The sequence below is a fragment of the Capsulimonas corticalis genome, assembly GCF_003574315.2.
Taxonomy (GTDB): Bacteria; Armatimonadota; Armatimonadia; order Armatimonadales; family Capsulimonadaceae; genus Capsulimonas; species Capsulimonas corticalis.
In genome coordinates, this window is sequence record NZ_AP025739.1 from 3,383,890 (window position 1) to 3,397,124 (window position 13,235).

Sequence of the window (13,235 nt, forward strand, 5' to 3'; positions counted from 1 at the left end):
CCGTTATTATACCTGCAACGGATGGCCTCTTAGGTGCGAATAGAACGCCGGCGGTTGAAACCGCGCCTGCAAGAGCGCAGAAACCCACCTTCGTGGGTTACTTAATCCTTGACGGCGCCGCCTGATGATAGGCATTCTGTTAAGCGGTATCGTGGCTGAATATGTAACCCACGAAGGTGGGTTTCTGCGCTCTTGCAGGCGCGGTTTTAACCGCCGGCGCTTTCTTGTATTCAATTGGCAGGGTGATTTTTGACAACAAAATAAGTGAGAATGCTCTCTAGACGGCTCCTCCCAATTCGTGATAAAGTAACATACGCATTTGGAACGCGGCGTAGCGCCGCTGCTGGGTCTGTCGAAGAGGAGCACCGGGATTGAAACCAATATCGTTCGCTGAGAATTGTGAAACGACGGCAGAATACACGCGGCGGCAGTTGCTGGCGCGGACGATTGTCGCCGCCTTCGGCTTCTCCGTCGCTGGCCGGGCGCTGGCCGCCGAGACCGTTCAGACGGGGCAGTCGCCCAATATTGTTTTAGGTGAAGGCGATCATCGCTATCAATGGATTCCGGACTGGCTGACGCCGCCGTCCGGGCTTCTCTGGGGCGATACGCAGGGGCTGGCGCAGGACAGCGCCGGGCGGATCTATGTTTCGCATACCGTCCATCCCGACTCTCAGAGCGGTGACGCCATTGTTGTGTTCGACAAGAACGGCAAGTTTCTGATGTCGTGGGGCGCGCAGTTTCGCGGGGGCGGGCATGGGTTGGACGTGCGCAAAGAAGGAAGCCATGAGTTTCTTTATCACTGCGACACCCAGCACAAGACCGTCACGAAGACCCATTTGAACGGCGATGTCGTCTGGCAAAAGGGCGCGCCCACCGAAGCGGGCGTCTACAAAGACGGCAGCCCGTTTACGCCCACCAATATCGCCTTCAGCCCCGACGGCGGCTTCTATGTCGCGGACGGCTACGGCTCGAACTGGATCCATCAATACGATGCGCGCGCCGAATATGTCCGCACCTTCGGCGGTCTGGGGATCGAGCCGGGCAAGCTGCATCAGCCGCACGGCCTCTGGCTCGACACGCGATCCTCCGACCCGCTGCTCGTGGTGGCGGACCGCGCGAACCATCGCATGCAGTACTTCACGCCGGACGGCAAGCACGTCAAGTTCGTGACGGACGGCATGCGTCAGCCCTGCCACTTCAAAACGCGCGGCGACGAAATGCTGGTCCCCGATCTCGACAGCGTCGTGACGATTGTCGATCGGAACAACAAGGTCATCACGCATCTGGGCGACGGCTACCCGTCCGACCTGCGCGGCGCGCCGCGCTCGGCGTTTATTCCCGGTAAATTCATCCATCCCCATACGGCGATCTATCTGCACAACGGCGATATCCTCGTCGCGGAATGGGTGCCGATCGGGCGGATTACGCTGCTGCGTAAGATGGCGTAGGATTTGGGCCCTCACCCCCTCCACCCGCAAGCGGGTACCCGGCTCTCCCGAAATTGGGAGAGGGGAGCCAGATTTAAGATTGAGATTTTGAATCTGAATGAGATCTTAAAACAAAAACTCTGGCTCCCCTTCTCCCAGAATTGGGAGAAGGGGCTGGGGGATGAGGGCCATTCTTCAACAAAATTATGAACCAGCCAAAACATCTCAAAACCACGCCTCATCATTTCAAAGCCGTCGCGCTCGCGACCGCTGGCTTGCTGTCGCTGGTCGCGTGGGCGGCGACCGCTGCGCCGCCGGCGCCCTCCGCGATTCCGGTCCGGCCGCTGGATCCCGTGGAGGCCAAGAGCGTCAGTTACAATAAGCAGATCAAGCCGCTGCTGGGGCTGCGCTGTGCATCGTGCCATGGGGCGTCGTCGCCTTCTTCGGGCTTAAGCGTGATGTCGGTCGCGTCGCTGCTCAAGGGCGGCGCGCGCGGGCCGGCGATTGTCGCGGGCAAACCCGATGCGAGCCTGCTGGTGCAGTATGTGCGCGGAATTAAGTCGCCGCGTATGCCGATCGGGAACGGCGCGCTTTCGGTCGATGAGATCCATTTGATTCGTGAGTGGATTTTGGCGGGGGCGCATGACGATAGCGCCGACAAAACGGGCAAGACCGTCGTGGATGAGGGGGTGATCGATCCCTCGGCGCCATTGGAGGATGAGTCGGGGCTGACGCTGGCGGAGATCCGCGCCAAGCATCTCGCACGCCTTCCCGCGCCGCCGCGTATCCCTGGCGTGTCGGCGCCGACGTTTAACCCCATCGATAATTTTATCGCCGCCAAGTGGCGTGAGATGAAATTCCCGACGCCTCCCGTGTGCGACGACGCGGCGTTCGTCCGCCGCGCGTATCTCGATGTCGTAGGCATGATTCCGACGGAATCCCAGGCAAGCGCTTTTATCGCGGACAAGACGCCGGACAAGCGCGCCAAATTGGTGGATACGCTGCTGGCGCGGGACGACGACTACGCCGCCGCATGGCTGCCGTGGTGGGAGGACGCGCTGGCGTCCAACGGCTCGCATCAGGGCGGAACGGGAACGCGGCCGAATTTGGAGAAGTGGCTGACGACGAATCTTAAGGTCAATCGTCCTTATGACGAGATGGCCGCCGAGCTGATCGATCCTAACACGCCCTCGCCGACCGCCGCGATGACCAGGGGCTGGATCCGTAACGACGACCATGTGGAGACGACACAGAGCGCCGCCTATGTGGCGCAGGTCTTTCTAGGGACGGGCGTCAAATGCGCGAGCTGCCACAACCACTTCCTGAACCCGGAGTGGACCCAGCGCAAGTTCATGGGCTATGCATCGTACTTTGCGCCCAAGGACGTGGAGGTGATCCGCTGCGAGGTGCATGAGGGCGACTTCGTTCCGCCGACCTTCCTGTTCAATCAGCCCGCCGCCCGGAGCGCGGCGATGCACATCCCGTCGGACTTGGACAACCGTCTGAAACAGGTCTCGCGGCTGGTGGTGGATCCGCAAAACCCGCGCTTCGCCAAGTGCATCGTCAATCGTCTCTGGAAGCGCTATCTCGGGCTGGGGCTGGTGGAGCCGGCGGACGATTTCCGGGCCGAAGGCAACGCGCCCAGCCATCCGCAGCTTCTGAACTGGCTGGCCGATGACTTTATGCGGCATGGCTACGATCTTAAGCATACCATTCGGTTGATCCTGACGAGCCGCACCTACCAATTGCGCTACGATCCCACGGTCGCCGATACTTACAGCGCCTCGTCGCCGGACAAGCCGCGCTATGTGCGTTCGCCCAGCCTGCGGCGTCTCACGGAGGAGCAGCTACTCGACAGCGTCAACGTGATGATGGGAAATAAAGATGCGCCCCGCGCCGCGTATGACGAAGACTCGACGGCGCTGACGCGGGCGCTTGGCCGCTCGGCCTCGCGCAACGAAATCTCGACGTCTCGCTCCGACGATGTCGCCGTGGTGCAGGCGCTGGAGCTGCTGAACGGCGAGGAGTACAGCAGTCGGGTGACGAGCGGCGCCTTCGCCCGGACCATGTCCCAGGAACGCGATCCCGCCCAGATCGCCGGACGCGCCTACTGGTCGGCCTACAGCCGGCCGCCGACGTCGCAAGAGCTGTCCGTCGCCAAGAAATTTCTGCGCGCCGAAATCGCATCGTCGGACGCGCCGTCCAAACCCGTGATCGAAAACGTCTGGTTCGACAGCGCGCCGCCCTCCGGGACAATGCCGGCCGATCCATGGACGCCAGCGCCGGAAATGCCCTTCTTCGGCAAGGCGTCGCATACAGTCCCGCTGGCGGACGGCCCGCACGAGCAGCACTTCGTGGACGCCAAGCCGGCGCTGACGCTTAATAACGGCGACCAGTTATTCGCCTACGTTTATATCGATCCCGCGCATCCTCCGCGTGAGCTGATGCTGCAATGGAATGACGGCAACTGGGAGCACCGCGCCTACTGGGGCGAGAACTTGATCGACTACGGCGCGTCCGGATCCGCCGCCCGGCATGAGATGGGCGCCTTGCCGCCGGCGGGGCAGTGGGTGCGGCTGGCGGTCCCCGCAGACAAGGTGGGGCTCGGAACAGCCGCGCAGATCGGCGGCATGTCCTTCGATCAGGTCGGCGGCCGCGTTTACTTCAACCGCGCCGGCGTCATCCCTGCGGTCAAACCGCATCCCGCGATTGTCGATATGGTCTGGGCGCTCACATCGTCGCCCGAATTTCAATACATTCACTGAGGCGCAGAATCATGACAAATTTCGATCTTCAAAAATTGACCCGCCGGCAGGCGCTCCAGCTTGGCCTCGCCGGCGCGGCGGGCCTGGTCGTTCCGCGCTATGCCGGCGCCGCCGCGCCGGCGTCGGCCGCTAAGCCGAAGGCGACTGCGGATTCCATGATCTTGATCTGGCTGCCTGGCGGCGTCGCGCAGACCGATACCTGGGACCCGAAGAAATATACGCCGTACACGCAAGGGATGAAAGGTTCGCAGATTCTGGGCACCTGTGAATCCATACCGACCAAGGCGGATGGCATTCGGCTGGGCGCGGGGCTGGAGAATATCGCCTCCGTGATGGACAAAAGCACGGTGCTGCGCAGTCTGACCAGCGACACCAAGTTCGGCGCAATCCATCTCAAGGCTCAGTACTATGCAATGACCGGGTATCTGTTCCCGGCGGGCGTCGCCGCGCCGAGCATGGGCGCGGTGGTGAGTCGCACACTGGGCCGCCGGGACCCGAACGTTCCCGCCTACATCGACCTTTGCCGGGATATCAACACCAGCAACGAAGAGATGCTCTTCATCAATGAGTTCAATGGGCCGGGCTTCTACGGCGTCAAGCACGCGCCGTTCATGATCCCGAACCCCTCGCAGGGCCTGCCGACGCTGAACGCTGTCGCCGGCATGGACATGACCCGCCTGGACCGTCGCCAGCATTACCTGGAAGCGATCACCGGGCTCTCCTCCACGGCATTGCAGACCGCCCATCCCGCGAAAGATTATATGAAGGTGATGGAGGACGCCCGCGCGATGATGGATTCGCCGGTGAAGCGCGCCTTCGCCTTTATGCAGGAAGAGAAGCCGGAGACGATCAAAGCCTACGATGTCGGCCACCGCTTCGGATTCGGCTGTCTGCTCGCGCGGCGTTTGGTGGAGAAGGGGGCGCGCTTCGTCGAGGTCGAGTATCAATACGAAGCCTTTGCAGGGTTCGACATGCACGCCGATGGACAGAGCCGCATGGTCGCGATGAAAGCGCAGATCGACCGCCCCATCGCCCAGCTCGTCCGCGACCTGGACCAGCGCGGCCTGCTCGATCGCACCCTGATCGTCGTGATGACCGAGTTCGGCCGCACCATCGCCAACCAGCCCGCCGCCGGCACGGAAGCCTTCGGCTTCGCCGAGCGCGCCACCGGCGACGATCTCATTATCGCCAACGAAAAGATGTACGGCTTCCACGGCCACTTCAGCAGCGGCAACAGCATGCTCTTCTTCGGCGGCGGCTTCAAAAAAGGCTTCGCCTACGGCAAGACTGCCGACATCCACCCCATGATCCCCACCGAGAACCCCGTGCGCCTTGAAGACGTCCACGCCACGATCTACAAAGCCATGGGCATCCCCGCCGACACCAGCTACGTCACCGAGGGCCGGCCGTTCTATGTGACAAACAATGGGAAGGGCGTCCCGATTGAGGCGATGCTGGCGTGATTAGGGTTTGATGTGCGAACGGGCGTCGGGAGCGAATATGCTCCCGACGCCCGTTTTTAAATTTGTAACCTAGACTTCTATCAAATCTTTACGTTAGCATTATGGCTTTAATTTCTTGTACCAAATTCTGCCTTATTAGTTCTTTTGCCAAAAACGGGGCTTCCGTTTGTAAGTGTGTAAATGGATATATTTCTGTACAATAGCCCATTAAATAGCGTCTTCGGTTTTTAAGACAAGTCCCTTCCTCGTTAATCCCCAAACGATCAATTGTCTTTTGCACTTTGTCTTTTGTTGCATCATCAAGATCACTAGATGGAGTAACCAAAAGAGACGAAAAACGAATCTGAAACCAACCATCCTGTATAACAAATGGGTCGAGAATATCGACGTATTTACCTTTTTTGCCATTAATACGCCCGCATGCAAGCCTGTAATTCTTCCATTCATATGCCTCATTCGGGTAATCATCTTTAGGCTTAAAGTGATCAACAGAATAAAAGCCTGTATCGTAGGGTATCCAATGACAACTATAGGCACATATGCCTCCATAGCTGTCATGGAGGTCGGCTAGACAATTTCGCCACTCTTCATGATTGTCCCACTCATGGCCTTTAGGATTGGGCTTTTTTGCTAAAAACATTTGTCCCTTGATTCTAACATCTGTGTTAAAAGAAGGTGGTTCTGGTTGGAGATCTACCCGAATCAATTCTTAACTCCATTTTGTTTTGCGAAGTAGCGCCACTGAGGCCAAAATTCATCATCTGGGGCCAAAAGGTTAACCAATTGAGAATTGATGAACAAAACTTCTTGATGTGAGGGGCTGTCCACTAATAATATTCTTGTTGCCTCGGCGATTGCTTGTTCTGCCGGCACTGATCTAGCTTGATTTAACCCGAAAACCTCTGATATTAACCATAAGTCCGCACGTCCTCGTTTAATAAATGGTAATTCTTCTAATACTGCTCCTCGCGATTCGGAACGAAGATGGTAGAGCCTATCTATATGGTTATCGAACATTGGCTCAACTGAAACCATGACCATTGGAGAATGAGTGGAAATATGCGATTGTATTTGTACAGTAGGAGCAAGAGTTTCCATAACATTAATAATTGCAGGGACTATCACGCGTTGCCAACGTGGGTGAAGATGCGCTTCGATTTCGTCGATCATTAATACAATATGATCTTGTATAGATGTTTGGAGAATACTGCTTCGCTCTTGATGCTCAAACCATGACCAGACGATAACGTAAGCTAATGCTACTATTCGTTGAACTCCTGCTGATGCATATAATATTGGGATGTCGCCATAAGGCATGCGCAAGCAAGGGATATCCCTCGAGTCGTTAGGTATCCGAGTGAAATTCCCTGGTTTCATCGGCTCGGATGAAGAAGGTGTAAGATCCGCTAAACATTGAATAAAGGCCTCATATCTATCGATATATCTGCTATCGTTCTTCCAAGTGACCCAGTCTCTTATTAATCCGTTACAAATCCACTGAAATGTGCCTTGATTTCCTTGCTCACGTACACCGTCAAAAACTTCGGATGATGACATCACAATAGTTGATTGTGTGATTGTTGTATTGATGGAAAGTTTTGCTCTTGCAGGGTCCCAAACTGCATATGAACCATCAGCCTTAGCGTAAATTATAAGGCCAGGCATCACACTGCGCTTATCTTTAAGGCGCCATTGCTGATTTTTTCTATTATAAAATCCAGTGATGTGATCAATTCCGTCTTTGGGACGTGTGATACCGGCATTTATTGGTGCAATTTCGTCTGGAGCTTCCAAACGTGGTATTACTTGATGGGAAGACCAGGATCCTGTTAGAGCCCACCATGCGCATTCGAATAAAAAAGTTTTTCCTAAACTGTTATCACCGGTAATGATGTTAAGTCGATCACCAGGTTCGTAGTGCATTTCTTCGGCAGGGCCAATATTCTTGAGCTCCAGATACTTCAATGTAGCTCCCTCATCGAGAGGAGCATTTTGCTGGCGTGTTAATATTGTTAAGAGTTCAGATGTAGGTATAGGATCATCAGAAGTGAATTTTTCACAAACCTTTATAGTTTCAAGGTCAAATAAAAGATCTAATTCTATATCTGATATTAGATAGTCGTCAATGAACCTTGTAATCAGCTCATTTGGTGACAAAGACGATCCGAAATTTTCAGATCTGTATAACCATACGGCGAGGTCAAAAGTAGGAATTAAATGTCCATTAAGATGTTTTTGTAGTATGTTAACATAGTTGTCATTCCATCCCCATTGTGAAGACTTTTTTTCATGAATAAATACGTCCCCAAATGTGTCCGTCGTGATTCTTTGAAGGGAAGTGCTTCCATAACGCGGAACGACCCATCGTTGATCAGGAGTAGAAGAACGAAATGGGTTATAATATCCAGGTTGATTCGGGATCTTATAATGTTTTTTTAATATGTCGTCAGCAATTCTGGTAAATACAATGTCAGCACTTCTTCCTATTGGAAGCCTAGATGCTTTGAATGCAAGGAATGACATTCCGAAAAAAGGATGCACGTCTGCCAAATTAGATAGTGATGATTGAATTTGATCAATGGAAATATACATAATTGGCTATAAAGTGTTCAATTCTCTAACTACGTAATCACAATATTGTTCGTTTAAATCAATTCCCGTAGCAGAATGCCCCAATTCAAGAGCAACACGCAAGACTGTACCACTACCAACAAATGGATCTATCACTCTCCCACCCTCTGGGCATCCCACAGCAAGACATCGTTCTACTAATTGATCGGGGAAGGCAGCTGAATGGATCCCTTTCGAACTTCTTGGGCGCTCAGATATAGTCCAAATGTCTTCAACGCCATTAAGATTATCTCTGCAAAAATAATATCGTGGCGATTTGCTAAACATGAAGAGCGTCTCATACGTTCTCCAAGGACGATCGTGAGCGGTAGGTTCAGGTAGACTGCCCAAGCGTTGCCAAATAATTGGAGAGCGCAATGTCCATCCGTCTTCAATCATACGAAGCGCTACTCGCCATGGTATTCCAATTGCCGTCTTCCGTGGAACTCCAAGGCCACTTGCATCAACAGCCCTTAATCCAAAGCGCCTAGCTCCATTTTTTTTATCTGATCCTTTAGGTTGACCTTTTGCAGAATAATATGTATCGCCTAAATTTAAAAAAAGAAGACCATCTCGTGTGAGTACACGCCTTAAATTACGCATAGATTCAACAATAGCGTTGACATAGCCATCTATTGTCTGTTCTAGTCCAATTTGTCCTTCGACCTTGTAATCCCGTTGCCAGTAGTAGGGGGGTGAAGTAACACAACAGTTGTAATAATTTTCTTCTAAAGTGTTTAGAACAGTATTAACATCTCCCCGATGGACAGCCCAGGGGATATTTTCAACAGTATGACCACGCCACTCATGTAGTCCATGCGGTATATTCTCTTGCACAATTTCGTTAGGTATATTATGAGGCATTTTATCACGACGTATTACAATTAAGAAGTGTATTTGATGGTTATGTCAAACACACTTCTCTTAATTTAAATATCCTAACTACGTTTTTCTAATTTTTACTTCGTCACCAACTCCGTATGCACCTTCGGCTTATCTCCATCCCAATCGACCGTCACGCGCAGGAGACCCGCCGTGGTCGGGAGCGTTCCTGTGAGGTGGTCCCAGCCGTCGACGTAGTTGGGTTTGATCTCGTACTTGGCGTAGCCGGCTTCCTTGGGTTTGACGCCGAGGACGTGGGTGAGGAAGGCGTAGGTGGGCCAGGCGCTCCACGCGTGGCAGTCGGAGCGGGTGGGTTCCGCTTTCTCGGGCCAGGTGGTGAAGCCGAGGTCGAGGGCGTTGCGCCAGGGCTGGAGCCAGTGCGACCAGAGCTTTTCGAGGCGGCCGACTTTGGCGAGGGCCTCCACGACGTAGAAGGTGTGATAGAAGCTGGTCTTGGCGAGGGTATCGTCGGTGTGCAGGCTTTCCACGACGTCTTCGACGGCGCTCGGCGGGATGACGCCCGTGAGCAGGCCCCACGCCTGCGCGTGCTGTGAGTAGCCCCAGCTATCGTCGGGGCCTTCGCGCAGCAGTTCGGCGTCGTCGTCCCAGAAGGTGGACGTGATGGCGTCGGTGAGCATATCCAGGTGCGCCTGCCAGAATTCCGCCTCGCGGGTGTCGCCCAGCGCGTCGCGCAATCGGATATAAGACTGCATGGCGGCGAGGTATTGCAGGTTGATCGTGGCGCTGGGCAGGCCGGCGGCGGCCGGCGGCGGAACGCCGCCCTCCCAGCCGTCCACCCAGTCCACGAAGCTCCAGTGCGGCAGATGGCCGCCGACCACGCCGTCCGGGGTCAGGTGCTTGCCGAACCACTCCAGCACGCCGCGCGCCCCGTTCAGGCAGTTCGCCACCGTGGTCGATGCGCCGGGGGCGTAGCGCCACAGGTCTTCCACCATCAGGATCCACAAGAGAGAGAAGGGCGGGATGATCTGCTCGAAGCTGCTGGGAAAGCGACTTTGCGTCAGGCCCGAGGGCAGGCGGGAGGCGTCGAACTGGCGCACTGCGCGGCGGGCAAGGCGGGCGTCGCCCGTCGCCGCGTAGCCGAGCAGGGCTTGCAGGCGGGTGTCGCCGACATATTGGAGCTGCTCGTAGTACGGGCAGTCCATGAAGGTTTCCCAGGTGCACGATTGCAGTGTCCGGAAGTCGACGTCCTGCACCTCGGTCAGCTCGGCCGGCCCGCCGGTGACCGAGAAGGTCGCGAGGCGCCGCCACGGATATCCCGTGCGGTGGTAGGCCAATCCCGCCACCGTGACGGGAGCGTCGCCGCCCACGATGGTCAGTTTCACAAAGCGGAACGCGCGCCAGTGGAGCGGCTCGTAGGTCTCCGCGCCGCCGCCGGGATGGTAGACATCGCACAGGCCCTCGACATCGCCGCCTTCCAGCGCATCGCGCTGGCTCTTGACGCCGTTGAGGGTGAGCGCCTCGGCGTAGGTGAGGGTAATCGCGGAGCCCGCGCCGCCTTCGACGCGCAATTCGGGATAGCCAATGGCGTACGCGCCGGCGTCCAGAATGATCTCTCGGGTCTCGCCGGGAGCGACGGTGACGGGGAGCGCTTCGCCGGCGCTGGTGAACTCGCGGCGGTCGTAGCGCATCGCCGGAATATCGCGGGCGACGAGGCGCCAGCGCGATTTATCCGTATCACCCGGCTGGTGTCGGATAATCACGGGATGGATAGCGACGGGCGCGGTCCACCCGGCGTCGTCAAAATCACGCGCCGTCCAGCCCCACGGGATTTCCGAGCCGCGCACGACTTCCATCAAGCCGACTTCGCAATAGTGGAAATGGGGCGGTTCGACGAGGGTAGGGGTGAGGGAGGTGTCTTCCTGAACGCGCCAGCCTTCGCCGCCCGTCGCGCACAGCGCCTTACCATCCGCGCTCTTGGCCTCCAGCAGGAATCCGCCGCGATCGTGCATTTCGGGGATCGGCCGGCTGTACTCGTCGGCGGCGATTACGATGGCCGCGAAGACATGTTCGCCTGGCGTAATATCGACAGAGTAGGTTTCGTAATTATAGCTGCGCAGCGCCGAACGCGCCGGCCCCCGGCCCAGCGGCGCGCCGTCGAGATACAGGATATAGCGGCTGTCGGCGGAGACAAGGCACGTCACGCGCGTCGCGGTTTCCGCTGTAAAGCGCCCTCGGAAGCGGCGAACTCCAAAGCGAGCAGCAATGTCGTTGGTGCTCCAGATCCATTGGGCTTGAGTGAAAGGTTTGCTCATGAGATGAAAATCCAAATCTTGCGGGATGACCAGTACTTCCGTCAGGCCAAATTATACCCGCGTGAGAGGGCGGGGCGCAAGAAAACGCCTGTTCACTTGCGCCAAACGCCGCAGAGATCGTTGGATTTGTGGAAAGGGATTAGCGCGATTGTGTCGAAAGTGAAAGAAATTTGGAAGCGACGAAGGACATGACGATGAATGAATGGCTGATTGAACAAGAACGGGACGGTTATCTGATCTCTACCGATCCCGCCCGAATCGATGTCCCCGCCGTTCATAATTTCCTGGCGTCTTCCTACTGGGCGTCGGGGCTTCCGCTGGAAGTGCTCACGCGGTCCATCGCCGGATCGCTTTGTTTTGGGATTTATCAGGGAGACCATCAGGTGGGATTCGCCCGCGTCATTACCGACCAGGCCACATTCGCTTACCTCGCGGATGTGTATGTTCTGGAGGGGCATCGCGGGAAAGGATTGGCGCAATGGCTGTTGGAGGTGATCTCCGCGCACCCGTGGCTTCAGGGATTGCGGAGATTCTTATTGGTGACGCGCGACGCCCACGGACTCTACGAAAAAGCGGGATTTCAGCCCATCGCCCATGTGGAGGGCTACATGGAGCGGCGTCGTCCGAATCCCTATCTGTCCGAGAAATCCAATGCGCCTACGGAATAGCCGAGCGGCCTAACGTCCGACATTGATGTAAGACGATTGTTGCTCCACGCGGCGCAGACGCTCGTCCATGCGGGCCAGAGTCTGGTCGAAAGAGACATCGAAGGATGTCGCCGTGTCGCGCAGCTGCGCGATCTGTGCGTTCAGCGCCGCGATCTCGGCGGCGAGCGCTTTGGGATCGGTCGCCGGCAGCGGCAGCGGCCGGCCGGTGACGGCGTGGGCGATGCGGCGGCCGATTTGGCTAGCGGCGCCGAACGCGGTTGTCCAGAGCCAGCCCGTCACGGAGATCAGAGTGATCACAGCCCAGATCATGGCGGTGTGCCGATCGCCACGTGCGATCATGCTTTCCATCAAGCCGCCTGTTCCCACCAGACTAAAGACACGCCATGCGTTCATAGGGCGATATTCCTTCCGCGCGAGTTATTACTCGCTATTTTACCCCCGCGCGCTCCGGAGTCGCGCTTGGCGTGGAGGCGGGCGCGGAGACGCTGTGGAATCGGGGCCATTCCAGGCGGTCGGCGGCGAGAGTCGCGGCTTCCTTGCCTTCGTAGTGTGCGATGAGCGCCAAAGCCAAATCGATGCCGCAGGTGATGCCGCCGGAGGTGATTATATGGCGTTTCTTGCCATCCGCCACAACTCGCTGGCCGGTGACGACCTGAGCTTTCGGATACATCGCCTGGAGATCCTTGGTGCGGCAGTGGTGGGTGGTGACGCGATGGCCGTCGAGGAGGCCGGCGCGGCCCAGAATGAAGGCGCCGGTGCAGACGCTGGAGACGATGTCGGACGTCTCGTAGGCCCGGCGGAGAAACTCGATCATGCGGGTGGGGAGGTGTTCGTTGCGCGCGCCCGGGCCGCCGGGAACGATCACGATATCGGCTTCCGGCGCGTTGGCGAACGTTTTGTCCGGGACAATCCCCATACCGTGGGCGCACTGGATCATGCTGCGGTATTCGGCGACACTCTGGACGTGGAAGGCAGGCCGGTCGCTCCACTTGCCATCCACGACTTTGCGGCACGAGGCAAGCACCTCGTATGGACCGCAGAAGTCTAATTCATCTACACCCTCAAACAATACGACATCAACAGTAACCATGAGAGGCGCCCTTTCGCAGAGAAACGAAGAACACGATGCTTACCGAGTGCGCCGCCC

10 protein-coding genes are annotated in these 13,235 nt (G+C 56.7%); 4 read left to right on the forward strand and 6 right to left on the reverse strand.

Translation table 11 applies throughout. The features are described from left to right. Nucleotides 1–371: 371 nt before the first annotated feature. The 3 genes from D5261_RS14440 to D5261_RS14450 all read left to right on the forward strand — a co-directional run bounded on the left by D5261_RS14440 (nt 372) and on the right by D5261_RS14450 (nt 5,655). On the forward strand, nt 372–1,448 hold the full coding sequence (locus D5261_RS14440) for an NHL repeat-containing protein (protein WP_125205890.1): 1,077 nt from the start codon (nt 372–374) through the stop codon (nt 1,446–1,448). Between the two features lie 185 nt (nt 1,449–1,633). Continuing rightward, entirely contained in the window at nt 1,634–4,192 is a 2,559-nt protein-coding gene (locus D5261_RS14445) for a DUF1553 domain-containing protein (RefSeq protein WP_119320614.1), read from the forward strand. 11 nt (nt 4,193–4,203) lie between these two features. After that, a complete protein-coding gene (locus D5261_RS14450) occupies nt 4,204–5,655 on the forward strand; it encodes a DUF1501 domain-containing protein (RefSeq protein ID WP_119320613.1) in 1,452 nt (483 codons plus the stop codon). Nucleotides 5,656–5,743: 88 nt separating this feature from the next. Here the strand turns inward: D5261_RS14450 and D5261_RS14455 are convergent, their stop codons facing one another. The 4 genes from D5261_RS14455 to D5261_RS14470 form a co-directional block, all read right to left on the reverse strand. After that, nucleotides 5,744–6,361 carry an HNH endonuclease family protein gene (locus D5261_RS14455; RefSeq protein ID WP_125205889.1) on the reverse strand — a complete coding sequence of 206 codons (618 nt, stop codon included), beginning with the start codon at nt 6,359–6,361 and terminating at the stop codon, nt 5,744–5,746. Beyond that, nucleotides 6,358–8,247, reverse strand: coding sequence for an AAA family ATPase (locus D5261_RS14460; RefSeq protein WP_119320611.1), 1,890 nt, complete (start codon nt 8,245–8,247; stop codon nt 6,358–6,360). Before D5261_RS14460 ends, D5261_RS14455 begins: the two co-directional genes overlap by 4 nt. A 6-nt stretch (nt 8,248–8,253) precedes the next feature. Next, nucleotides 8,254–9,102, reverse strand: coding sequence for a DNA-methyltransferase (locus D5261_RS14465; RefSeq protein ID WP_165864063.1), 849 nt, complete (start codon nt 9,100–9,102; stop codon nt 8,254–8,256). Between the two features lie 122 nt (nt 9,103–9,224). Next, complete coding sequence (locus D5261_RS14470; protein WP_125205888.1) at nt 9,225–11,420, reverse strand: family 78 glycoside hydrolase catalytic domain; 2,196 nt, start codon at nt 11,418–11,420, stop codon at nt 9,225–9,227. A 188-nt stretch (nt 11,421–11,608) separates the two neighbouring features. Between D5261_RS14470 and D5261_RS14475 the strand changes: the two genes are divergently transcribed. Then, nucleotides 11,609–12,088, forward strand: a complete 480-nt coding sequence (locus D5261_RS14475; protein WP_119320796.1) for a GNAT family N-acetyltransferase — start codon at nt 11,609–11,611, stop codon at nt 12,086–12,088. Between the two features lie 9 nt (nt 12,089–12,097). On the opposite strand, the gene D5261_RS14480 is transcribed toward D5261_RS14475, so the two are convergent. Next, nucleotides 12,098–12,481, reverse strand: coding sequence for a hypothetical protein (locus tag D5261_RS14480; RefSeq protein ID WP_119320608.1), 384 nt, complete (start codon nt 12,479–12,481; stop codon nt 12,098–12,100). Between the two features lie 34 nt (nt 12,482–12,515). Continuing rightward, nucleotides 12,516–13,178 (reverse strand): DJ-1/PfpI family protein, encoded by a 663-nt coding sequence (locus D5261_RS14485; RefSeq protein ID WP_119320607.1) that lies wholly within the window; start codon nt 13,176–13,178, stop codon nt 12,516–12,518. Between the last annotated feature and the right edge of the window lie 57 nt (nt 13,179–13,235).